Genomic DNA, 23,591 nt, shown 5'->3' with positions numbered 1-23,591 from the left:
TCAATGCATCAAGGAAACGTTCATGCTCAACTTCGCTTTGCGAAGGCTGCCCCTTTGCGCCCGCCGCGGCGCCCGGCGCATTCCATCCGGCCGGCGGCCGCTGTCGCATTTCCCGGCTTATTTTTCTGCGCTAGTTCCGGCCTTGGCGCCGGCATTTATCGCCTCCCCGGCTCACGCGGATAGCGCACCCGCCGACGCCACGCTGCCTGCTGTCAGCGTCACCGCCAGTGCCAATTCCGTCGCCACCCCGCGCGCCGTCGACCCTAATCTGCCGGCTTCGGTCGAAACCGTAACGCGCGAACAGTTCGACAACTGGAACGTCGTCAATACCGAAGACGTGTTGAAGTACATGCCGAACCTTGCCGTGCGCAAGCGTTTTATCGGCGATCTGAACTCGATCATCGCCGTACGCGGCACCAGCAATACGCAGAGCGCACGCGGTCTCGTCTATGCGGACGGTCTGCTGCTCAGCAATCTGCTCGGCAACAGTTATTCGTTTCCGCCGCGCTGGTCGATGGTGTTTCCCGACGAGATCCAGCAGGTCGACGTGATCTATGGGCCGTTTTCCGCGCTCTATCCGGGCAATTCGCTCGGCGCCACGGTGCTCATCAGCACCCGCATGCCGAAGAAGTTCGAAGCCGACGCGGACGTCAAAGCCTTCACCCAGCACTTCAGCCTGTTCGGCGTGAATCAGAATTTCAACGGCAGTGAGGCGAGCGCGTCGATCGGCGATCAGATCGGGAAGTTCTCGTATCGCTTGGGCGTGAATCACCTTGAGAACACGAGCCAGCCGCTGCAATTCGCCACGCTGGCCAAGTCGAGTACGCCCGCGAAAGCCGGCGACACACCGGTGACTGGTGCGTACTTCTACAACAACCAGACCAATACGCCGACCGCGGTGCTCGGCGTGAACGGCGAAGGGATCGAACACACGGTACAGGACCAGTTCAAGCTGAAGATGCAGTACGACTTCACGCCGACACTGCAGGCCGCCTTCACACTCGGCTATTGGCACCAGACCTATAACAGCGCGACGTCGAGTTTCCTGCGCGACGCGAACGGCAACCCGGTATACAGCGGCAAGGTCGCGATCGGCGGCTACGAGTACACGATTCCAGCGGCCGCCTTCGCCCCGAGCCTCGGCTACAGCGAAAACTGGCTATACGGCCTCACGCTGAAAACCCGCAACGCCACTGGCTGGAATGGCGAAGCGATCGCTTCGTACTACGACGTCGGCAACAGCGTGGCGCGCACCGCGAATTCGGGCGCGCCGGGCAACGGCCCCGGCACGGTGATCTTTGGCGACGGCACCGGCTGGAAAACGCTCGATCTGCGCACCACCTACACACCCGTCACGCCGCAAGCGGGCCTGACGAGTCATGCGCTGAGCTTCGGCTATCACTACGACAACTATTTCCTCGACAACGAGAGCTACAACACGCTGAACTGGCGCGACGGCGCGGCGACCTCGTTTGCCAATGCATTCAAGGGCAAGACGCAGACCCAGGCGCTGTACGCCCAGGATGCCTGGCACTTTCTGCCGCGCTGGAAGTTGGTCTACGGCGTACGGTACGAAGACTGGCAAGCCTACGGCGGCTCGCAGGCGCTGCCTGGCAAGGCCTTTCCGTATAGCGACGCGAACCAGCATCACTTTTCGCCGAAAGCCTCATTGTCGTTCGATGTCACTGACGATCTGAGCTTGCGCGCATCGATTGGCCGCGCCTATCGGTTTCCGACGGTGGGTGAGATGTTCCAGGGGCAAATCAACGGCTCCTCGATCATCAACAACAATCCGAACCTGAAGCCCGAAGACGATCTCTCGAAGGAGTTGACCGCTGAATGGGCGCACTGGAATGGCGTGTTCCGCTTCTCGCTGTTTCAGGACGACGTGAAGAACACGATCTTCAGTCAGACCGATACGACCGTGATTCCAAATGTGACGAATTTCCAGAACATCGGCAAGGTGCGCTCGCGTGGCGTCGAAACGAGCTACTCGGGACAGGATGTATTCGTGCGTGGTCTCGATCTGCTGGCGAGCGTGGCGTACACGCAGTCGAAGATCATCGCGAATGCGCAGAACCCGGCCACCGTCGGCAAGTACTTCTATCGGATTCCGCTGTGGCGCGCGAATCTCGCCGCGACGTATCACATCGACGAACGCGCAGCGATCACGCTTGCCGCGCGCTACTCCGGCCGTGAATACAACACGCTCACCAATACCGACACGAATCCCGATGTATTCGGCGGCACCAGTTCGTACACGGTGGCGGACGCGAAATTCACGTTCAAGCCGACGAAGCTGAGTGAAGTTGGTATCGGCGTCGACAACCTGTTTGACGCGCGCTACTTCGTCTATCACCCGTATCCGGGCCGCACGTTTTACGTCGAAGCAAAGTTGCGTATGTGAACACGCGATTGGCATGCGCGGTTTGCACTCGTGAGTTGCAAACCAGCGCGTGCATCACTGCGCAAACCGATCGACCCATTTTTGCTTCAGGAGGATTGAATGTCCACCACCACCGCACAACGCGCGACCTCGGCAACAGGCGCAGCGAATGCCGGCTACCGAACGCTCTGGCGCTGGCACTTTTACGCAGGTCTCTTTGTGATGCCGTTTCTGGTCGTGCTTGCGATCACCGGCACGCTGTATTGCTTCCAGCCGCAAATCGAACCGCTGCTTTACCCGCACCGCCTGATCGTCGAACCGCAAGCCACGCCAAGGCTCACTGAAGACGCGTTGCTCGCCAAAGCCCGCGCGGCGATGCCGACCGATGCGCGCGCGGTGACGGCTCCTATCGCGAGCGCACCGGATCGCAGCACCGAGTTCATTTTTCGCCTCGCCGACGGCGAAAAACAGAGTGTCTATCTGAACCCCTACACCGGCGAAGTATTGGGCACGCTAAGCGTCGAGCGCCGCTTCATGCAGGTGGACCGCATGCTTCACCGCAAGCTGCTGCTCGGCAAACCAGGCGAATTGCTGATGGAGTTGGCCGCGTGCTGGACGCTGGTGATGATCGGCACCGGCATCGCACTCTGGTGGCCGCGCGGGAAGACCACCGCACGTGCTGCGCTGGTGCCGCGTTTCTCGCTGCAAGGACGCGCGCTTTGGAAGAATCTTCACGCCGTGATGGGTATCTGGCTCGCGCTCGGTGCGCTCATCTTCGTGCTGAGCGGTCTGCCGTGGACAGGCTCATGGGGTAAGCAGTTCAAGGCGCTCGCGACCGCCGCCAATCTTGGCGCGCCGCCAGGTTCGTGGGGAGGTTTGCCGTTGCGTTCTGTCCTGCCGGGAGCGCGTGGTGAAACGCAAGCGGCGCACGGCGCTGATCAGGCGAACATGGACTCGATGCCGGGCATGGTGATGGACGATTTGCCGTTGCCGCTCACGCCATGGGCCGTCGGCAACACGCCGGTGCCGCAATCCGCCGATGCACACGCGGCGCAAGCGCTGCCGCTCGGACGCATCGTCGCCCTCGTCGCATCGCTCGGTGTCCAGAGCGGCTACGGCATCGTGCTGCCGTCATCCGCTACGGGCGTCTACACCGTCTCGTACTTTCCCGCCGACCCGAAAGACGAGCGCACGCTGTACATCGACCAATACAGCGGCACGGTGCTGAAAGACATCCGCTACGGCGATTACGGCGCGGTGTCGAAAGCCGTGTCGTACGGCACGTCGTTGCATATGGGCCGCTATTTCGGCGTCGCCAATCAGATCCTCTGCGCTGCGATTTCGCTTGGGCTCGCGGGAATGGCCGTGACCGGCTGCGTGATGTGGTGGAAGCGACGCCCGCAGCGCTCGCTCGGCGCACCCTCGCGCGAACGTGCCGCACCGCCGATGCGTGGCTGGAAAACCAGTCTCGTTCTGCTCGGTATCGTCTTTCCGTTGATGGGCGCCACGTTGCTCGCAGTGTGGCTTGCCGATCGCACGATTTTTGGCCGCGCCACGCGGCAAGCTGCTTAACGCTTCATTTCCGCTGTTAAAAACAAGGAACACCTCATGAAGACAACACGCAAACTTCTCCTCCCCGCCTTGCTGTGCGGATCATCCATTCAGGCCTTCGCCGGTGCCGCTGCAGCCGTGAGCGTATCGGACTGCTGGATCCGCGCGTTGCCGGGCGATCTGCCATCGGGTGGCTATTTCAAGGCCAGCAACACGGGTGATCAGCCCGTCAATCTCACCGGTATCAGCACTGACGCTTTCGGCATGGCCATGCTGCATCAGACGCAAAGCCAGGGCAGCACGTCTTCCATGGCGATGGTCCATCAGGTGGCGGTGCCCGCGCACGGCTCGCTCGTCTTTGCACCGGGCAACTATCACGTGATGCTGGAGCATCCGAAACAGCCGCTCAAGATCGGCACGACGATCCCGCTGGCGTTCTCATTCAGCGACGGCGAGAAAGTCACCGCCTCCTGTGCCGTGAAAAGCGCGAGTACGATGAGCCAGTAACATGCCGGATAATTAGTGCGGCAGGCTTAAAATCGGCTTACGCGTGGCCGCGGCGCTGCGAATCAGGCGCACCGTCTCAGCCCCGAAGCAGCCCATGGCGAAGCGACGGTTGAAATGGTGCGGCGAGCGATCCACCGCCGCTTACTCAGGAGAAGCAAATTGAACTCGAAACTTAGCCGGCCGGCATTGATCGCCGCGGCCCTCGCAGGACTCGCCGCCACCGGCATCAGCGCAGCGCATGCGGACGAGAAGGTTCAGTGCTTTGGCATCGCCAAGGCCGGTCAGAACGACTGTGCGAGCAAGACCGGTGTGCACGGCTGCGCCGGTGAGGCCAAGGTCGACAACGACAAAGGCGACTTCAAGACCGTGCCGAAAGGAACCTGCCAGAAGATGGGCGGCAAGTTCGACGAGCAGCATTCCTGATGCGGATGCGGCGCTCCTGTGCCAGTCCGGGCCCATGATGCATCCCCTCGTCCCTTCTGCCTGCGCGCCGCCCGGCATCGGAATCGGGTTGCGCCATGCTCATTACCGCGACTTCCTCGACGCTACGCCTGCGGTCGACTGGGTCGAGGTGCACAGTGAAAACTATTTCGGCGACGGCGGCTTCGACCTGCACGTGCTCGACACCGTGCGACGCGACCTGCCTGTCAGTTTGCACGGGGTCGGTCTCGGCCTTGGCTCGACGAAGCCACTCGACCTCGCTCACGTTGCGAAGCTCAAACGTCTGATCGAGCGGATCGAGCCGGCTGCCGTCTCCGAACATCTTTGCTGGGGCGCGACATCGGCTGGCCATCTGAACGATCTTTTGCCGATGCCTTTGACCGAGGCGGCGCTCTCGCTGCTCACTTCGCGTGTCAGCGAATTGCAGGACACGCTCGGCCGGCCGGTTTTGCTGGAAAACGTCTCCACGTACGTTCGATTCCGCGACGATCAGTACGGCGAGACTGCATTTCTTGCCGAACTTGCGTCACGCACGGGTTGCGGCGTATTGCTCGACGTGAACAACCTATACGTGAACCAATGCAATCATGGAGAGGACGCCGTCGCGGCCATGAACGCGCTGGCGATCGGCACGATTGGCGAGATTCATCTTGCGGGTCATCGCGTGACGGACATCGCCGTCGTCGACGATCACGGCTCACGCGTCGTCAACGAAGTCTGGGCGCTCTATGAATACGCACTGCAGCGGTTCGGCACGATACCGGCGCTGATCGAGTGGGATACCGATGTACCGGCGTTAAGCGTCTTGCTCGATGAAGCGGATCGCGTACGTGATATTCAGAACACCGTGCACGCCAGGCGATCGGCCCTCACCCCTTCGAATCAACACGATGCCGATAATGCGCACGCCGCTTGAGTCACTGCAGCGCATGTTCGCTGAATCGCTGGAGGGCGAACAGCGGCCTGTGCTTGCGCAACTGCAATGCACGGGGCGTGGAGTCCATCAGGCGCTAAGTCGCGCTGAGAGCGCTGCATGCGTCTCTGAACAAACACCAGGCAACGGCAACGAACTCGCGGACAATCTGCGCGAGCGCGTCGACCTCTATCGGAGCAGCATTCGCGCCCACCGGCGGACTGCACTCGCGAGCGCCTATCCCGTCTTGTTGGTGTTAGTCGGTGAAGACTACTTCAATGCGCTGTCGGTGGCTTACGCAGAAGCCCATCCGTCACAGAGCGGCGACCTCAATCGCTTCGGCGCAGCGCTACCGGCTTTCGTCGAAACCTACGAACAGGCTCCCCGTTTCCGCTATTTCGCCGATCTCGCGCGTCTCGAATGGTCGCTGCATCTGGCCTACTTTGCCGCGGACGCCAACGTGCTTACGCCTGCAGAATGGGCCGCCATCCGCCCCGAGGATTTGCTCGAAGCGAAACTGGCCGTGCATCCCGCCTGCGCGCTCATCTCGTCGCGCTATGCGATCGCCGATATCTGGGCAGCGCATCAGCCAGGTGGCTCCTTTCCGGCAAATTTCGAGTCACCGACCCATGTACTGGTCGTGCGACCGCAGTGGCAGCCGCAGATACTCGTTCAATGCGCCGCCGCGCATTCGGCTTTCGATGCGTTGCAACGTGGAACGACGCTCAACGAAGCGCTCGACTCGGCATTCGCAATCGATGCCGAATTCAATTTCACGTCGCAATGGCGCGCGTGGATCGCGGCCTCGGCGATTACAGGCCTCCAGCCCTGTTAAGCAGATTGCAGACCGCCCCGCCGGCGCCGACGCAAACGCTTTACGACCTGCCGAATCCGTCCCTCAGAAGAATTTCGACTGCACCGTTGCTCGCCCTGCTCGTTTACGTTAAATTATGCTCGATTATGATCGTTTCGCAATCGAGCAAGGTGAAGTCATGCAACGAACGAGGCAGGACGCAGTGGACGGGCTTCTGCCCGAGGAGCGGGAACAGCTGATTTTGGAACGGTTGCGTGCTCAAGGCCGCGTATTGGCATCCGAACTCGCTGCCGAACTCCAAACATCTGAACATACGGTCCGCCGTCACTTGCGCGAGCTGGCCGATCAGGGCCATTGCAAACGCGTGTACGGCGGCGCCCTGTTGATCTCGCCTGCCGGCGTAGACGCCTCGGTTCGCATGCACGAAGCCGTGGATCGGAAGGCCTCTCTCGCCGTCGTCGCGGCGTCCATCGTCCGGCCCAAACAGATCATTTTGCTGGACACCGGGTCGACGAATGTCGCGATTGCCGCGGCGCTCCCGGACAACGCGGATCTAACCGTCGTGACGAACTCGCCCGAGGCTTGCGCGCGCCTCCTGAACCGGCCGGGCTTCGAGATCATTCTTATCGGCGGGCGCATCGCTCAGCATGCAGCCGGCGCGACCGGCGCCACCGCCTTGCTGCAGATCCAGCAGATCAAGGCCGACCTCTGCTTTCTGGGTGCGTGCGCGTTCGATACAGATGAAGGAGTCGCCGCGTTCGACGCTGAAGAGGCCGAACTCAAACGGGCGATGGTGCAGGCAAGCAGCCAGGTCGCCATCGCCGTGACGTCGGAAAAACTGATGACCGCTGCGCCGTTTTACGTTGCGCCGGCGCGCGCCGTGGACCATCTATTCGTCGAAGCGGATGTGACGGCCGCGCGGCGTACCCAACTCGCAGCGGTGTGCGACAACGTGATGGTGGCGCGCTCATGAAAACACTCGTTACTCCGATCAGCACACCGCTCATGAAACCGCTCAAGGAGCGGGTGGCCACCCTCGGCGTGTTTCTCGCCAACGGATTCGGGATCGGCGCCTGGGCAGTCGAAGTGCCGCGTATCAAGGAAAGCCTGTCGCTCAGCGACACTTCGTTGGGGATCGCGTTGTTCGCCTTCGCGCTGGGGGCCATCATCGCGATGCCGTTGGCCGGACAGTTGGCGCCGCGCTTCGGCAGCGGCCGGGCCACCGCGCTGCTCGGCGCTGCGTTTGTCATCGCGCTCCCGCTCCCCGCCTTTGCGCCGAACCTGGCGACACTGGGCATCGTGCTCCTCCTGCTCGGTGCGGCGAACGGCGCGCTCGACGTCTCGATGAACGGCCACGCCAGCACGATCGAAACGCAATGGAAGTCGCCCATCATGTCGTCGTTTCACGCGGCGTGGAGTGCGGGCGGCCTGCTCGGCGCGGCGACGGGCGCCATGTTGCAGAAAAACGGCGTCGGCGTGATCGGCGGTCTCATGCTGCCGGCCGTGTTCATCGCCGTCCTCATGGCCGCTGCCGCGGTGTTGGCGTTGCGTGATCTCGGTCCGCGCGCGGCCGCGTCCTCCAGCGGCTTCGCGTTGCCCAACGCCAAAGTGATGAAGCTTGCGTTGCTCGCGTTCCTTTGCATGATGGTGGAAGGCGCGGTGGCCGACTGGAGCGCGGTGTATTTGCGCGCTACCTTGACCGAAGCGGCCAGCGTCGCGGCGGTCGGCTATTCCGCGTTTGCGTTCTCGATGGCGGCTTGCCGCATCGTCGGCGATGTGTCCGTGCGGCGCTTCGGTTCGAGCAAGGTGATCGGCTTCGGCGGCCTGCTGGCGGCGGCTGGACTCGCGCTGGTGTTGAGCCTGCCCACCGTACTCACGGCTTGCGTGGGCTTTGCCATGGTCGGCGTCGGCCTCGCGAATATCGTCCCGGTGATTTTCAGTGCGGCGGGCCGCTCGACTGAGACGCCGGCTGTCGGTGTTTCGATGGCGGCCACGGCGGGTTATGCCGGCTTTCTGGTGGGGCCGCCGTTGATCGGACTCGGTGCGGGTTTGCTTGGCTTGCGCGTGGCGTTATGCGTGCTCGTCGTGGCTACTATGGTTGTTTGTTTGACGGGTGGGAAGGCGGTGCGTGGGGCGAGTGTTGGTTAGAAGACGCCGGGAATCACGCGATAACGTACCCGCCCCTTGTACGTCCGATAACTTTCGTCAGCCGATAGAAGCTGCTCTTCCCGCACGATCCGTCCGACCTGCAAGGCAAACTGGCAGCCGTACACCAGAAGGTTTTGCAGGCCGAAGTTCACCAGCAGAAAGCCGATGTCGGTGATGAAGTAACCCAGATACATCGGATGACGCACGAAGCGATACGCGCCGCGCGATACGACGCCGCGGTTCGCCGGCAAGATGCCGAACGAACGGCGCAGTGACGCCTTCGCGAATAGCTGCCAGAAAATCCCCAACAGTTGCAACGATGCGCCGACCATCTCCGGCACCAGTTGCGCGCCGGGTGCAAGGCGCACGGCGAGGAAGTAATACGTGCCGCCCATCGAACAGATGAACGCGAACAGCCGCCAGTCGCGCTTCATCGGCACGCGCGAAAACAGCGAAAGACCGACCGTCACACACGCGGCCACCACCAGCAAAAGCAGCGTGATCCGCGAGGGCGCCGCACGCCACTGCATGATCGCGGCGTAGGCGAACAGGCTCAGCATTGTCGCAGCGCCGAGCCGGGCCGCAATTTCCACTAGTGCACGACGCAGTCCGGTGGACGCGTCCATATCGGATGCGGATGCCGAAGGCAGCGTCGCCGCGTCCACAGGGCTGAGCGCGAGAGGCAGATCCTGCAAAGATGTCGTCGGTGTCATGGCGTGCTCACTTGGAAATGCGGAGAATTTGCGAGGCCAGTTGCGTGAAGCATGGCTTCAGATCGGCAGGCGTCGCGGCGTAACAAAACACGCCGACCGGTTGTGCCGGGTTGTAGCAACGGGGCAGCGAATCCGGCGTGTTAGCCATGCATTTGAGGACGTCCTCGCCCAGTTCATTGTCCGGGCCAGCCGGCGCGATGAGTTCGGGCCCATAGCCCAGCGTGAACACATACGTGCCCTCGATGCGCGCCTGCGCCGCCATCGCTTCGAGCAGATTGCGTGATGCGCGGTTGACGTTCACATACGTGATGTTGCCGTTCGGCACGGCACGCGGTGCGGTCACGGGCCAGATCGGGAAAATCTGCTCGTTGACGTTGTGCGCGTTGTACCACTTCGGCATGGCGGTGACGAGCTTGGTCGCGTCGCTCTGGTAGCACGGCGAGGCCAGCTTTTTATTCAATGCGCCCATGCTGTACAGGCCCGACATCGTGCCCGCGCTATCGGGGCTCGCAAGCGTACCGGCGTTGTTATTGCAGCCGCTCTGATTCGTCGTGAAGAACGATGAGAAGCTATTCGGCGCACCATCCGAGAAGAACACGATCACTCGCAGGCTGGACGGTTGCGTGATCACCGTATTCAACTGGTTGCGTGCATTCCAGATCGCTTCAGCTGAATTGGTGCTGCCGTTGAAGGTGTATTTGTTGATATCGGCGTCCATCGTCGCGCGATCAAAGCCGCGTGTATTGCCGTTGAACGGCACGTCCACTACGGTGCCGTACGCGAAGTGCATCAGCGCCACGCGATCGTTGGTCACATCGAAATTATTGAGGAACGCCACCGCATTCGAGCGCACGGCAGCCGGCACGCCCGACGTATTCAGCGAGCCGGTGTTATCGATCACGAACGCCATATCCAGCGTCTTGCGGATCGCCTGCGACGAGGCGCTCACGTTCAGCACCTTGAAACCGAGCGTCTGCATGAAGGTGACCGGCACGCTCGCCTGCGCCGTCATGCCGATCGTGACCGTGCCGGCGTTGAACGCGATCGACGGCGTGCCCGCCGCTACGCTCGAGCCGAGGAAGCCCGCCGGATAATTGGCCGCGAAGAAAGCGGTGGCCGCCTGTTGCGCGTTGGCGGTCTGCTCAGTCTGGTTATTGCCGCGCGTGACCGCTTCGCCGGCCGCGATCACCGCGCCGTCGGTAGCGGCGTCGAGCCGCGCCTTGATCATGTAGCCGAAGCCGGAATCCACCGCGAGTCCGATGATGCCCAGCAACGCAATCAGCGACACCGCCACGATGATGCTGACCGAGCCCTTCTGCCGTTTATGTGCCGCTCTTGTTTTCATTGCATCCCCCGACCTGCGTTTTTTTATTTGAATCCGTTGCTGCCTGAATCAGAACACCGTCATTGCATAGAGATTGGGCGAGAGCGCCGGCGTCTTGATGCCGCCGCCCAGATTCAATGAGCCGATCAGTGGTGTTTGCAAATAGAACGTCTCGACCGCATACGCGATCTGGCCGTCGGAAAGTTTGCCTTGCAACAGATTCACCACCGGCGACGTGCTCCCCGCCGCGGGAATCCCGCTGCAGCTGCCGGTGCCGTCGGTGGCCCAGCGCGTGCCGCTGCTGCCGCAGTTCCACAACTGGCTCGCCGGAAAATAATTGCCGCCGTTCCAGCGATACTGGGCGACCACGACGCCCGTGCAGTTGTTGCCGTTGCTGTCGCAGTTGTTGTTGCCCATGATCTCGGTGATATAGATCATCCCGTGCGCGTTCATGTTCAGCGGTGGCGTGGTCGAGGTCAGCGACGACATGATGGTCTGCATCGGATACGTGAGCGACGCGCGCGACGACAGGCTCGCGCCTTCGCGGCTCACGTTGATCAGAATCATCTGCGCCTGGATATTGCGCGCGACGTCATACACCGGCAGCGCCAACGCGATCAGGATCGGCAGCAACAGCGCCATTTCCACGCTGACGATGCCTCTGGCTGCGTGGCGGCTTCTTCGCGAGGAATGGGTGCGCATGTCAGAAGCCCTCGTTACGCATCGTGGCCGCGACGCTGAAACTGAACTTGCCATTGGCAAAGAACGGCTTGACCAGCGGCGTCAGCAGCGGCCAGATGCAATTGATCTGCAACACGACGATGTCGCCCGGATTGCCGAACATGCCGGTGCTGTAACTCGTCTGCGTGGTGTAGCTCTGGGTCGCGCCGTTGATGGTAATCACGTAACTCGGTGAAACGAGTGTGTAGAGACCCATCGAGCTATTTTTGATTTCCTGCACGATCGCCAGATAACGCTGCTGGTTGGTCGCATTCGGATCGAGATTGCTTTGCCCCGTTACCGAGTAACGGGCGCCCTCCCGCACCGCGTATTGCATCGTCAGATTGACCCATAGGGCGATGCCCAGGTCCATCGCAATGCACAGCAACAGGAACAGCAGCGGCGCAAGCAGCGCGAACTCGATCGTCGCTACGCCGCGCTGCTTGCGCGTCTTGTCTCTTGGGGCGGATGTCAGGCGGGTGGCACGCCGGATGGCTTTCATTTCGCCTCCTTGTCCAGAATCTCGACACGCTTTCCGTTCAGAACGGCGCCAAGGCCGGCATGCGAACGCAGCGGCCAGCTCAGCGCAGCGAGCAGCGAACGCGGTTGTGCGCCGTCGTCCAGGCCGGTACCCGGCCATTCATGTTTCGCCGGCACCCACAGCGTGCCGAACAGTTGGTCCCACAGCGGCAGCAGTTGCGTGAAGTTGTGGTCGAAATGCTCGGTGCGGTTCGAGTGATGCAGGCGGTGGTATTGCGGATTGTTGACCCACGTCGTGAAGCGACCCAGGTCGACGCGCAGGTTCATATGCGCGAAGTAATTGCCGAACATGAAAATGACCGCTGTGACACCGACGATCCACGGCTCGACCTTGAACAGCACGCCGACCACAGGATAGAGCAGGCAGCCCTTGAGGAACACCTCGACCCAGTGGTGCCGGAACGTCACCGTCACATTGAAATCGGTGGCACTGTGGTGCAGCGAATGCAACGTCCACAGCACGGGCCACGCATGCTGCAAGCGGTGAAACGCATATTCCAGCAGATCGAACGTCAACAGCACGACCACGATGGAAGCGAGTGCGCCCCACCCCCGCGACGCCAGCACGACCCAGCCGCCGCCGAGCGCATTGATGATCGCGACGCTCGCCACCGCCATCAGCGGCCGCATGGCTTCCGCGAGCCCCATATACAGCCCCGCGTAGATGACGTTAAAACGCATCCCCGCGCGCGACTGCAGCAACTCGGCAGGCCAGCGCCGCTCCAGCGCCGCGCCCACGCCCATCATCACCAGAGCGAGCGCAAAGCCGCTCAGCCAGTGCCGCGCGTGGATCAGCAGTTCAGGAAACGGGCTCGACGCAAACATGGAATTCCCCGGTAGGTATGGTTCGCTCAATCGCTCAGCCACCCGACATGGCGGTCATGGTCGGAAGCAGTTGGCGCGCGACCTGGATCGCCGACGGGCCGACCAGCACGGCCAGAAGCGTCGGAAAAATGAAAAACATCAGAGGAAAGAGCAGCTTTAACGCGATCTTCGCAGCCTGCTCTTCGGCGCGCAAGCGCCGTTTGGTGCGCAGGTTGTCGGTATAAACACGTAGCGAATCGCCGACGCTGGTGCCGAAGCGGTCTGCCTGGATCAGCATCGCGGCGAGCGTATCGATATCCTCGACGCCGGTGCGCAGCGACAGATTGCGCAGCGCCTTGTCGCGGCCCGATCCGGCACGCAATTCCAGCAGCACCATTTCGAACTCGTCTTTCAGCGCACGGCTTTTTACGCCGATTTCCTGGGTGACGCGCATCATCGCCGCATCGAGCCCGAGGCCCGCCTCGACGCAAACGGTCATCAGATCGAGCGCGTCAGGCAGATCTTCGAACAGCTTGCGCTGGCGACTGTCGATCAGGCGCGTGAGCACCAGGTTCGGTAGATAGAAACCGACCGCCGATACCGCTAACACGACCAGCAGCAACACCATCCGCTTGTCAGCGTCGAAGACATTGCTGAGGAAAATCAGCGCGACGGCGGGCAGAATGAGGGCCAGCAGCGTCTTGGCGGCGAAATAGATGGCCGGAGCGGACGGTGTGCGGATGCCCGCGTTCGCAAAGCGCAGGCGCAGCGCCGACTTGTCCCAATCCTCTTTCGGAAGCGAAAGCCTGGCCACACGTTCGGATACCTTGGTGACAGTTTCGACCCAGCTCTTCTGCGCGCCGGCATCGCCTTCTGCATCGGCAAGACTGATGGCGCCGGACTGCCCGATCTCCTCGATACGCCGTTGCACCGGATCGGGCTTCAGCAGCATCATCGCTTTCAGCGCCGCGCCAAACACGATCAGGAACATCATCCCCAGCATGACGATCTGTTCTGTTTTCATGGTCTGCGGGCCGCGCCCGCGCTCCTCTTTTCGAACCTATGGAACGGACGGTCTAGACATGAATGCGCACGATCTTGCGCATCCACACGATGCCGAACAGCATCATCGTGAGCGCTCCTGCGGCGAGTTGCACACCGGCCGAATCCTTCCAGAACACGCTGATGTAGCCCGGATTGAGCAGCGACAACAGCGCGAGAATCGCAAACGGCAAGACGCCGAGAATCCATGCGGACAGCCGCCCTTCCGCCGATAGCACACGCACCTTCCCAAGCAGTTTCAGCCGCTCGCGAATGATGCTGCTGATGCTGCCGAGAATCTCCGCCAGATTGCCGCCCGCTTCACGCTGGATCAGCACGGCGATCACGAAGTAGCGCAGATCCTCGACCGGCACGCGGTTCACCATGTTCAGGAGTGCATCGTTCATCGACACGCCGTAGTTGATCTCGTCGAACACCAGCGCAAATTCGCCACCGAGCGGGTCGGGCAATTCTTCGCCGACCATGCCGAGCGCGGCAGGAAACGAGTGGCCGGCGCGCAGCGCACGGGAAATCAGGTCTGCTGCGTCGGGCAACTGACGCTCGAGTTGCAGCACGCGCTTTGCGCGCTTGCGGCGCAGAATCATCATGGGCAGCAGACCTGGCACGACGGCCAGGGCGGTCATCACCAGGGCAGGTGCCTGTATCAGGAAACCCAGCACGGCGCCGACGAGCGCGCACAGCAGCGTATAGGTCGCAAACCGCGCCACCGACCAGCGCAGCCCGGACTGCTGCAACTGACGGTCGAGCGCGTGGACACGCGGCACGTGCAGCAGCAGCCGCGTAATGAACGGCGAATCGCTCAGGAGGCGCTGCTTGAGAATCGACAATTGCTCGGTGCTGATATTGCCGCCCGCCGTGAGCGCGCGGAGGCGCTCGTCCATGCGCTTGACGGCCGTGCCATGACGGCTGCTCCAGAACAGATAGACGGCTTCGATCAGCAGCACGATCGCAAGAAACGCCAGCACCGCAAAGCCGATAAACGAGGTGTTCATGTCCGTCTCCCTGAAGCCATTGTGTTAGGCATGCTCACACCTCGAAGCGCCGTGCCGGATCGAACATCTGATCCGGCAGCGCAATGCCGAAGCCCGCCAACCGGTCGCAGAACTTCGGCCGCACGCCGGTCGCACAGAAATGCCCTTTGATCATGCCGTTTTCGTCGACACCGGTCCGCTTGAACGTGAAAATCTCCTGCATGTTGATGATGTCGCCTTCCATGCCGGTGACTTCCTGAATACTCATCAGCTTGCGGCGTCCGTCCGTCAAACGCGAGGCCTGCACCACCACCGTGATCGCCGAAGCGATCTGCTGGCGGATCGCCTTGATCGGCATCGTCAGACCCGCCATGCCGACCATGTTTTCGAGCCGCGTCAACGCATCGCGCGGCGTGTTTGCGTGCAGCGTAGCCATCGATCCTTCGTGGCCGGTGTTCATGGCGTGCAGCATGTCGAGCGCTTCGGCGCCGCGTACTTCGCCGAGGATGATGCGGTCGGGGCGCATCCGCAGCGCGTTGCGCACCAGCGTGCGCTGCGAGATTTCACCCTTGCCTTCGATGTTCGGCGGGCGCGTTTCGAGTCGCAGCACGTGCTCCTGGCGCATCTGCAGTTCGGCCGCGTCCTCGATCGTCACGACCCGTTCGTCGCCCGGAATGAAACCGGAGAGCAGATTGAGCAGCGTGGTCTTGCCGCTGCCCGTGCCGCCCGAGATCAACACGTTCAGCTTCGATTTGATGAGCGCTTCGAGCAGTTGCGCCATCGCCGGCGTGAAGCTCTGATTGGTCACCATGTCGGCCACCGTCAGCGGATTCACCGCGAAGCGGCGAATCGACACCAGCGGACCGTCGATCGCCGACGGCGGAATGATCGCGTTGACACGCGAGCCGTCGGGCAAGCGCGCGTCGACCATCGGCGTGGACTCGTCGATCCGGCGGCCCACGCGCGAGACGATGCGCTCGATAATCTTCATCAGATGGGCGTCGTCGTAGAACGTGACGTCGGTGTGTTCGAGGCGGCCGCGTCGCTCCACGTACACGTGCTGCGATGTGTTGACGAGAATGTCCGAGATAGTCGGGTCGTTGAGCAGCGGTTCGAGCGGACCGAGGCCGACCATTTCGTCGTGCACGTCCTGCGCGAGACGGCGGCGTTCGAGCTCGTTCATCGGAATCTTGTCTTCGTCGACGATCCGCTCCACCAGTTGCGCGAGTTCGCGCTTGATCTGTTCGGGCGACAGCCGTTGCAGCTTGTCGAGCTCCACCCGGTCGATGATCGCCTGATGAATGTTCATCTTGAGTTGCTGGTACGCGCGCCGCGCCGCGAGACTTTCCGCGGCAACGCCGGCAGCTGCAGCGCCGCCGTTGGTGCCGTCGAACGGTATCGTGCCGTTTTGCATCATCAACTGTTCGCGCAATGACATGGTGCTCTCCGCTTTGTTTCGATGGCAGCCGGGTTCGGTTTGCCTTGCCCCGGCTTAGTGTCCGGCTTTCAGTTGCGGCGGCGAATTCGGTCGGCGCGGGAACAGACGGCCTAGCACGCTCTTACGTGCTTCGACAGGGCGCGGCCACATCATGTCCGCCAGATGCGCGATGCCTTGGGCAAGCGCACCGCCCTTCGCCGACGTGACGAGCGGCACGCCGTGGTTAAGCGCCTCGGTGGCCTGCTTCTCGTCGCGCGGCAATTGATGCGCGACCTTCGCTCCGAGCGTTTCTTCGAGCGTCGCCAGATCGATGCGCGCGCTCTTGTCATACTGGTTGACGATCACTCTCACCTTGCTCGCGGGATAACCGAGCTCCTTGAAAATGTCCAGCATGCGGCGGCCGGCATGCAGATACAGGATGTTCTGCCGCACCACGACGCAGATCGAGTCGCTGTGATCGAGCGCATGAATGGCAAGCGGATTGATGTTCTGGCCGACGTCGATCAGTACCGCGTCATACTGCTCGCGCACCAGCGTCAGGATCCGTTCCAGATGCGCGGCGCGCAGCTCGCCCGATTTGACCGGATCGCCCGCGCCGGCCAGCACGTCGAGATTCGGGTGCACGTGCATCACGCAGGCTTCGAAGAAGGCGGCATCGAGCCGGTCGATTTGCGCGCACAGGTCGGCGAGCGTCGCGGGCGGCGGTTTGTCGGCGACCAGCAAACTCGCGTCGGCGAACTGCTGGTTCAGATCGATCAGCAGCACACGCTTGTCACGCTGCGCCGCGAGGGCGTAAGCGAGATTCACGGCGATCAGCGTCGTACCGCTGCCGCCCTTGCACGACGTGAACGAGACCACGCGGCCGTCACGACGCACGCCCGCACTTTTCTTCGCTGAGACATGCGCGAGGGCGTCGGCGAGTTCGGCCTCGTCGAGCGGCCAGGACAGCACGTGCCGCACGCCGACGCGCATGGCCGCCATCAACAGCGTGGTCGAAGGCGCAGGCGTCACCAGCATGCAGTGCAGATTCGGCGTGTGGGACAGCGCCTCTTCGATACCACTCAGTTCGCGCGGCGTCAGCTCGGCATCGTCGATGATCAGCAGATCGGCGCTCCTGATCGCCGCCGCGTGCACGCGCAACTGCTTCGCGGTGCCGTGCAGCGTGCGCAGCCGGAACGCAATGCCGCTTGCTTCGAGACGTGCTGAGATCCGCGGCGCGCGCTCGGCGCTGGACGAAATCAGGAGGGTGTCGATCATGGTGTGTCTCCGCTGGCTCGAGTTCGAGCCGACTTGCTGCGTGTTTCAGTAGCTGCTCGACGAACCGATGCCGATGGTGAAGCTGTTGGTCGGCGCGGGTGGCGCCGTGAACGATTTGGCATAGCTCTTCTGCGCCGCGGCCGCCGCCGTGCCGTCAATGCCTGCGACCGGATCGGTGTTGGCCGAGGCTTGCGGATTGAGCGTCTGCATTTCCTTGATCTGGTTGACTGAGTCGCCGAACGTCGCGTCCCAGTGCGGGGTTGAAGTCAAGCAGCCGGCGAGCACGGCGCTCAGTCCTGCGCACACGGCAGCGCGGATCAGTGTCTTGGTGGATGTCATGTCGATCTCCGATGAGCCGCGATTCAGCGCGCGGCGTGTGAGTCGGCGCTGGTCGCCGATGCCTGGCTGACGAGCGCGGCGTCGTGGGCCGGTTCGGGCTTCACGGCGGTGAGTTGCTGCGACGCGCCGCCGGCCGTTGCCGTCGATGAGCGGGCCGGGGTGGTCGCGGCCACCGGGGCCGGCGTACGATCGTCCTGGCCGGGCTTGGGTTGCGTGGGTGGCAACGGTTGCGTGGACGTGGCCGGCGTTGCGACAGGCGTGGTCACCACCGGTGTCTGGCTGATTGCCGCGGGCATGTCAGGCGCGGCCGGTGTCGAGGGCGCGCTCGGCGAATTCGGTGCAACCGGTGCCGTGGCCCCTGCTGCCGGCGCGGCGCGCTTCGTGCCTTCCATATGGCCGGTCAGATACACGTTCCCTTCGTTGGCGTCGCTGAAACCGTCGGTCGGCAGCGGATAGTGCTGCGGCAGCGGCTTGGCGAGACGCGGCGTCACAACGAACACCAGTTCGGTCTTGTCCTGTTCGTAGCTGGTGCTGCGAAACAGCGCGCCGAGCACCGGCAGTTCAGCCGCGCCAGGCAGACCTTTGATCGAGCCAGTCACGTTGCTCTTCAGGAGACCGCCGATCGCAAAGCTCTGACCGTCAAACACCTGCAGCGTGGTCGAGGCGCGCCGCGTCGTGATCAGCGGCAGGATCGAGGTCGTGTTCGAGTTGCCGGCGCTGACCACCACACCGGTCGACGACAGCTCCGACACTTCCGGCGACACTTTGAGATTGATACGGCCACCTTCGAGCACCGTCGGCGTGAAGGTCAGGCCGACACCGTATTGCTCTTCCTGCAGGACGATCGTCGTGCCGCCCGAGCCGTTGCTTTGCGGCACCGGAATGTAGACCTTGCCGCCCGCGAGGAAGCTTGCTTCCTGGCCGCTGATCGCCATCAGATTCGGCTCGGCGAGGATCTTCACGAGCTGATCGGTTTTCTGCGCGTCGACCGCGAGGTTGAGCGGCAGGTTGTTCGCTTTCGAGGCGGTCAGCGCGCTCAATCCGCCGGACAGGTAGTTGGCCAGCAAGCCGAAACTCCAGCTGCCGATGCCGCCCTGGATGTTGGCGGCGACGCCCAGTTGGTCGATCAGGGTCTTCGAGACTTCGGCGACTTTCACTTCGAGCATGACTTGCTGCGGCGCGGCCACATGCATCATGTTGATAATGCGCTCGCCACTCCCGCCACCGAGCGCCGGTGCCGGCGCGCCCATCGCGCGTGGCGCCGCACCGATCGGCAGCGGGCCGCTTCCCATCGGCGCACCGCCTTGCAACGCGGTGGTCGGCCGGGCCACGAAGGCGCGCGCCAGTTCCATCACGCGCTCCGCCTTCACTGCATCGGTGACCGTGCCGGTCAGCACCAGCGTATCGGCGGCTGTCTTGACCTGGATGCCGGTTTCCTCAGGCATCAGTGCAGCGAGCGTCTGTTGCAGGCCGCCCGGGTCCGCGCCGACGCTCACGTCGATGATCGTGCAGGAGCCGCTGCGGCCTTGCACGATCATGTTGGTGGTGCCGACGTCCGAGCCGAGCAGATAAAGCGTTTGCGGCGACACCAGCATCGCCTGCACGATCGACGGATTGCCGACGGTGCGGCTGCGCACGGGTTCGCGCACGTCGACCATCGTCGATTTGCCAACCGGGATCGTCACCGAGGTATGTTCCGCCACCGGGCCGCTGCAATTGGGTCCGCGGGTGGCTTGGGCCGTGCCGCCGGAAGAAGCGCCGCCGTTCATGCCCGTTGCCGCGATGGTCAGATGCACGGCTCCGTTTGACGCCAAAGTGACCGGCATATCCGGCAAACCCGGCACATTGGCTGCCGCATTCTGACCGGCTGCTTGCGCGACCGGCAGCATCGACAGATACAGTCCGACCACCACGCAGGTGCAAGCTTCAGCGATCCGGGTCCGGCCGCGGGCTGAGCGCGCATGCAGTCCGCGCGATTCTCCTGGGCCAAGCGGGTCCTGCGGCGCGCAAGCGCGCTGATTCGTTCTGGCTTTCATGTCCTACCCCCGTTATGTGCCGCTTTTTTTACGCGCTGGACCTGGTGGTCAGTCACGTCTCGGTCACGGCTTGCAGGCTAAGGCCTGTCAAAAGCATTCTTGTCGTGCGTCGGCGCCGTCGAGCACGCGGACACAGTTGCCCGGCGCGCGCACCGCCACTTTCCGGATGATGTGCACCGGTTTCGGTTCGGATGCGGCAACTACCGCAACCGGCATCTTGAGCAACGTGGCCTTGGTCGCGCCGGCGGTGTCGATCGCCTGCGGGTCGATCTGGTTGCGCAACACCAGCGAGAGCGTGCCGATGCTGCGCGCGAGGTCGATCTTCTCGGCCTGTTCCGGCGACACTTCGAGCGTCACCGCATCGACCACCTTCGGCTTGGTTTCGTCGCGGCCCACTTCCTGAGCGACGGCCAGCACGAGAATCTTTTCGAGCACGATCTTCGAAATGTTCTGGTCGCGTTGCGCACCGGGATCGCGATTGTCTTTTTGTGTGTTGACGATGATGTCGACGTAGTTGCCCGGCAGCGCGAAGCCCGCTACGCCGATCACGTCGTTCACCCGTACCGTGATGGCGCGCTTGCCTTCGCCGATGACCGCCGACAGGCCGCCAAGCGTGCCAACCGGTGTCAGCTTCGCGTCGACAATCGGCTCACCGTGCAAGAGGCTTTCCTTGAGCACGCGGCCGTCGAGTTTCTGGACGTCGGTGTACGCACCGGGCGGCACGCTGTTCGATGGCCAGTCGGTAAGCTTCAGAAAGTCCGGCCCGATCCGCTGACCGAGATTGATGTCGGTTGCGGCCACCACCACCTTGGTGGTGGCATTCGACGTCTGCGAGATCATCCAACGAGAAGCGAACACGACCGCGGTAAGGCCGGCCAGCGTCGCGATCAGCAGCATCGTTACAGCGCGCGCATTTTTCATTTTGAACCCCCGATTTTTTTGGCCTGCTGGTCCGCGTCACACGCTGTAAAACAACACGAGTGCGCTGCCTATTGCTATGGCCACTCCGTACGGCATAGACCCCGTCGCACTACTTTCGGCTACACCGCCTTGCCGCTGCCTTGCGCCGTTGCCCGGCGTCGTGCAGCTCACCAGCAATGCCGCCACCCCGCTCAGTCCGGCGCGCATCTGGCGTCGCCGGAGCAGTATTGCAAGCGACCCGATTCCACCAATCACACAGGTCACCAAACCTATTTCGAGTGCGCCGTAAGCGCCACAGAAAGCGCCGATCGCAGCCATCAGCTTCACGTCGCCGGCGCCCATCAGCCGCATCGCGTAGCCCGGCATAAATATCGCGCCGCCTAGGAGCATGCCGCCCAACCACATCTCCATCCCGTCGATACCGCCTTGCGTGAACCATTGCACCGGTATCGCCGCAATTAATCCCGTCGCCACCAGCCAGTTAGGAATCCGGCGCGTTTGCATGTCCCACAATGCGGCGAGCAATGCCAACGTGACTACGCACGGTCCAACCGGAAAAGGAACCCCGTTCATTGTCTGCTCCGTTTCAAGGATCGAATTGCCCTTCAGGAGTCGTTTCTTGTTGGCGCGAGGCCGTCGCTACCCTGTCTCGCAGGACCGTCGAGACAGGGTGCGCGATCGGTGTGCGCCTGGTGGTGCAGGCTGAATCAGGCAGCCGGGTTGGCCACGCCGTTCAACGCCGTCGACACGAACGTGAATACGTTGTTGAGACGCGTGCCGATCAAGCCAATCGTCGTGATGATCGCCACCGCAATCAGCCCGGCCAGCAGGCCATATTCGATCGCTGCAACACCGTCTTCTTCGCGCAGAAATTGTTGGATCGTGTTCTTCATGCTAACCCCCGTAAGAGTGAAAGTTGACTTCGGTTTGTGCCGCGCCAGTTGCCTGAAAACAGGTCCACCGGTGCGGCGTTGAGGTCCGTCCACAGAGACGGAAAAAGTGGCGAGGTCAGCGCTTCACGTCGTCCCGGTCACGAATCGTCGATACCCCGTATCGATCGTTCGCGCCGTGCTTTATCGACATCCGTTTTTCGTTGGCCCCGCCGCACCCCGTAAAGCGCGTTGAACTCCCCGACGCGTTCTACGAAGACTGTTGTTGCTGCCGGGATTTTTTTCTGCTGCTTCTGCTCGCTTGCTGCTTCCCGGCTGCAACGTGTTTCGCTTTGTGACTCCCTTATTGCACGCGCTGTGCCATGTGCCCTCAAAACCTTGCTGGGCGGTGATGAGCGATTCGGTGCACCCCGCAGAAGGGAGTTCGCATCACGCGATGATGCGTGTTTGATACGCCGCGAGCGGCCGTGGCGGCGGGTTGCCGCGATGCGCCACGCGTGAATTCTGGAGGGTGGGGAAACCCGCAGCCACGATGACTGGCAATGGTTTGACGAATGCCCAGGTCAAAAATGCCGGGTCTCAACACACAAAAGTAGCTTTTACAGGTCGTGGACCGGTATGTCGCAAGGTTGAGACAGCAAGCTGTCGTTCTGGCGGACAGGTTGCGAGATTGACGCGCCTGCGCCTGCATCGCTATGTGTGCTGGCCCGCACTACGGGGATTGACGGTGGATTTATGAATCGCTTGGACGTGGGACAGGCCGGTTGTCGCACGAATTTTTTTGCGTGGCGTAAGCGATGCACTCGCTTCGCCTCGCACTAAACGCAGCGCCTTGCTGGTGGCGCGTCACGCGGCGAAAAGGTGCGTTTCAAACGATGGGGTTTTGCGGACGGTGGATAAAAAACTTCGCACCTGGCGCGTCGCATAGCCTCCTGGATGCTCGCGAAGCACGCGGTGTCCGGCTTAGTTCAGCGCTGAGTAAGATGCGGCAAGAAATGGCCGGTTTTGATTCATGTGGACCGTAGAGAGATCCGTGTTGACGCGCAGCGTACTCACGCTGCTTGCGACTCAATATGCCACGAGGATGGTGACGCGGCGGTTCGCGGCGCGCGCTGCGGCATCGTCGCCGATGATCAGGGGGAAGTTGTCCGCCCTGCCAATGGCGGCCATTCTGTGAGCTTCGATGCCCTTGTCGGCAAAGAATCGAACCACGGCGCCGGCTCGTGCCGACGACAGCTCCCAATTGGACTCGTACTTCGCTGTCGATATCGGCACATTGTCCGTGTGCCCCTCGACGAGGATGTTGTTCTTTGAACGGTCGCGCAGCACCCCTGCGATCTGATCCAGGACGCCGAACGACTCCGGCAACAAGCGCGCGTCGCCCGAGTTGAAGAGAATTTTCGCGTTGATGGCGATTTCCACGCCCTGTGATGCATTCGAAATCGTGATCTGCCGGTTGTCCTGAAGCGGCGCCAGCAAGGCAAGAAGCTGCCGTCTCGCGGCTTCCGGTGCGCCCGGCACCGCTGCCACCGGCGCGTGGGCGCTGCCGGCAGCCGTCGCCGTTTTCACCTCGCGGCGCTCGAGCATCCTGACTTCGAGCTCCCGGTTCTTCGCCAGTTGCAGCGCGTAAAGCGCGAGGAACAGCACCATCAACGTGGTGATGAGGTCCGCGTAGGAGATCAACCAGCGCCCGGATTGCGCCTCGCCATCGCCGTCGTCATCGTCGTGCCGATAGCCGGCTTTGTCCGCCGCAAGGCGCTTGTTACCCGAGGAGATTGTCATGCTCGAAACGTGTGCTTCCGAATTGCGTTTGAAT

At 62.4% G+C, this 23,591-nt stretch carries 23 protein-coding genes; 8 read left to right on the top strand and 15 right to left on the bottom strand.

The features are described from left to right. Positions 1–22: 22 nt before the first annotated feature. From KHO30_RS08015 to KHO30_RS07980, 8 genes are all read left to right on the top strand, one after another. Positions 23–2,407, top strand: coding sequence for a TonB-dependent receptor (locus KHO30_RS08015; protein WP_211700509.1), 2,385 nt, complete (start codon positions 23–25; stop codon positions 2,405–2,407). A gap of 99 nt (positions 2,408–2,506) precedes the next feature. After that, complete coding sequence (locus tag KHO30_RS08010) at positions 2,507–3,958, top strand: PepSY-associated TM helix domain-containing protein (protein WP_211700508.1); 1,452 nt, start codon at positions 2,507–2,509, stop codon at positions 3,956–3,958. Positions 3,959–3,994: 36 nt separating this feature from the next. Next, entirely contained in the window at positions 3,995–4,444 is a 450-nt protein-coding gene (locus tag KHO30_RS08005; RefSeq protein ID WP_211700507.1) for a copper chaperone PCu(A)C, read from the top strand. Between the two features lie 159 nt (positions 4,445–4,603). Further along, on the top strand, positions 4,604–4,867 hold the full coding sequence (locus tag KHO30_RS08000; protein ID WP_234487631.1) for a BufA1 family periplasmic bufferin-type metallophore: 264 nt from the start codon (positions 4,604–4,606) through the stop codon (positions 4,865–4,867). Between the two features lie 34 nt (positions 4,868–4,901). Continuing rightward, on the top strand, positions 4,902–5,801 hold the full coding sequence (bufB, locus tag KHO30_RS07995; RefSeq protein ID WP_244863967.1) for an MNIO family bufferin maturase: 900 nt from the start codon (positions 4,902–4,904) through the stop codon (positions 5,799–5,801). Continuing rightward, a complete protein-coding gene (locus tag KHO30_RS07990; RefSeq protein ID WP_200651410.1) occupies positions 5,785–6,633 on the top strand; it encodes an HvfC/BufC N-terminal domain-containing protein in 849 nt (282 codons plus the stop codon). The genes bufB and KHO30_RS07990 overlap by 17 nt, the downstream gene beginning before the upstream one ends. 157 nt (positions 6,634–6,790) lie before the next feature. Further along, the gene (locus KHO30_RS07985) at positions 6,791–7,585 is read left to right on the top strand and encodes a DeoR/GlpR family DNA-binding transcription regulator (RefSeq protein ID WP_200651411.1); all 795 of its coding nucleotides are present in this window, start codon (positions 6,791–6,793) and stop codon (positions 7,583–7,585) included. Further along, a complete protein-coding gene (locus tag KHO30_RS07980; RefSeq protein ID WP_093637853.1) occupies positions 7,582–8,760 on the top strand; it encodes an MFS transporter in 1,179 nt (392 codons plus the stop codon). Before KHO30_RS07985 ends, KHO30_RS07980 begins: the two co-directional genes overlap by 4 nt. On the opposite strand, the gene KHO30_RS07975 is transcribed toward KHO30_RS07980, so the two are convergent. The 15 genes from KHO30_RS07975 to KHO30_RS07905 form a co-directional block, all read right to left on the bottom strand. Further along, complete coding sequence (locus KHO30_RS07975) at positions 8,757–9,473, bottom strand: methyltransferase family protein (RefSeq protein WP_200651412.1); 717 nt, start codon at positions 9,471–9,473, stop codon at positions 8,757–8,759. The two genes, KHO30_RS07980 and KHO30_RS07975, sit on opposite strands and share 4 nt — an antisense overlap. A gap of 7 nt (positions 9,474–9,480) precedes the next feature. Then, positions 9,481–10,818 (bottom strand): TadE/TadG family type IV pilus assembly protein, encoded by a 1,338-nt coding sequence (locus KHO30_RS07970; RefSeq protein ID WP_200651413.1) that lies wholly within the window; start codon positions 10,816–10,818, stop codon positions 9,481–9,483. Positions 10,819–10,866: 48 nt separating this feature from the next. Continuing rightward, positions 10,867–11,499 carry a TadE/TadG family type IV pilus assembly protein gene (locus KHO30_RS07965; protein ID WP_211700506.1) on the bottom strand — a complete coding sequence of 211 codons (633 nt, stop codon included), beginning with the start codon at positions 11,497–11,499 and terminating at the stop codon, positions 10,867–10,869. A gap of 1 nt (position 11,500) precedes the next feature. After that, positions 11,501–12,019: a TadE/TadG family type IV pilus assembly protein gene (locus KHO30_RS07960; RefSeq protein ID WP_200651415.1), complete on the bottom strand. Its 519-nt coding sequence runs from the start codon at positions 12,017–12,019 to the stop codon at positions 11,501–11,503. Continuing rightward, a complete protein-coding gene (locus tag KHO30_RS07955; protein WP_211700505.1) occupies positions 12,016–12,882 on the bottom strand; it encodes a sterol desaturase family protein in 867 nt (288 codons plus the stop codon). Before KHO30_RS07955 ends, KHO30_RS07960 begins: the two co-directional genes overlap by 4 nt. 34 nt (positions 12,883–12,916) lie before the next feature. Beyond that, positions 12,917–13,885 carry a type II secretion system F family protein gene (locus KHO30_RS07950; RefSeq protein ID WP_200651417.1) on the bottom strand — a complete coding sequence of 323 codons (969 nt, stop codon included), beginning with the start codon at positions 13,883–13,885 and terminating at the stop codon, positions 12,917–12,919. A gap of 52 nt (positions 13,886–13,937) precedes the next feature. Further along, positions 13,938–14,915 (bottom strand): type II secretion system F family protein, encoded by a 978-nt coding sequence (locus KHO30_RS07945; protein WP_200651418.1) that lies wholly within the window; start codon positions 14,913–14,915, stop codon positions 13,938–13,940. A 34-nt stretch (positions 14,916–14,949) separates the two neighbouring features. Further along, on the bottom strand, positions 14,950–16,332 hold the full coding sequence (locus tag KHO30_RS07940) for a TadA family conjugal transfer-associated ATPase (protein ID WP_200651419.1): 1,383 nt from the start codon (positions 16,330–16,332) through the stop codon (positions 14,950–14,952). A gap of 54 nt (positions 16,333–16,386) precedes the next feature. Further along, positions 16,387–17,589 (bottom strand): CpaE/TadZ family protein, encoded by a 1,203-nt coding sequence (locus KHO30_RS07935; protein ID WP_200651420.1) that lies wholly within the window; start codon positions 17,587–17,589, stop codon positions 16,387–16,389. Between the two features lie 45 nt (positions 17,590–17,634). Continuing rightward, positions 17,635–17,928, bottom strand: a complete 294-nt coding sequence (locus KHO30_RS07930; protein ID WP_200651421.1) for a hypothetical protein — start codon at positions 17,926–17,928, stop codon at positions 17,635–17,637. A gap of 23 nt (positions 17,929–17,951) precedes the next feature. Continuing rightward, the gene (locus tag KHO30_RS07925) at positions 17,952–19,964 is read right to left on the bottom strand and encodes a type II and III secretion system protein family protein (RefSeq protein WP_234487633.1); all 2,013 of its coding nucleotides are present in this window, start codon (positions 19,962–19,964) and stop codon (positions 17,952–17,954) included. A gap of 87 nt (positions 19,965–20,051) precedes the next feature. Then, positions 20,052–20,885 (bottom strand): Flp pilus assembly protein CpaB, encoded by an 834-nt coding sequence (cpaB, locus tag KHO30_RS07920; RefSeq protein ID WP_200651422.1) that lies wholly within the window; start codon positions 20,883–20,885, stop codon positions 20,052–20,054. 36 nt (positions 20,886–20,921) lie between these two features. Next, positions 20,922–21,458, bottom strand: a complete 537-nt coding sequence (locus KHO30_RS07915) for an A24 family peptidase (protein WP_211700504.1) — start codon at positions 21,456–21,458, stop codon at positions 20,922–20,924. Positions 21,459–21,592: 134 nt separating this feature from the next. Further along, complete coding sequence (locus KHO30_RS07910) at positions 21,593–21,778, bottom strand: Flp family type IVb pilin (RefSeq protein WP_200651424.1); 186 nt, start codon at positions 21,776–21,778, stop codon at positions 21,593–21,595. A gap of 1,065 nt (positions 21,779–22,843) precedes the next feature. Then, the gene (locus tag KHO30_RS07905; RefSeq protein WP_211700503.1) at positions 22,844–23,557 is read right to left on the bottom strand and encodes an OmpA family protein; all 714 of its coding nucleotides are present in this window, start codon (positions 23,555–23,557) and stop codon (positions 22,844–22,846) included. Between the last annotated feature and the right edge of the window lie 34 nt (positions 23,558–23,591).

The organism is Paraburkholderia aspalathi (assembly GCF_905220735.1).
Taxonomy (GTDB): domain Bacteria; phylum Pseudomonadota; class Gammaproteobacteria; order Burkholderiales; family Burkholderiaceae; genus Paraburkholderia; species Paraburkholderia aspalathi.
This window is presented reverse-complemented; position numbering and strand designations above follow the sequence as displayed.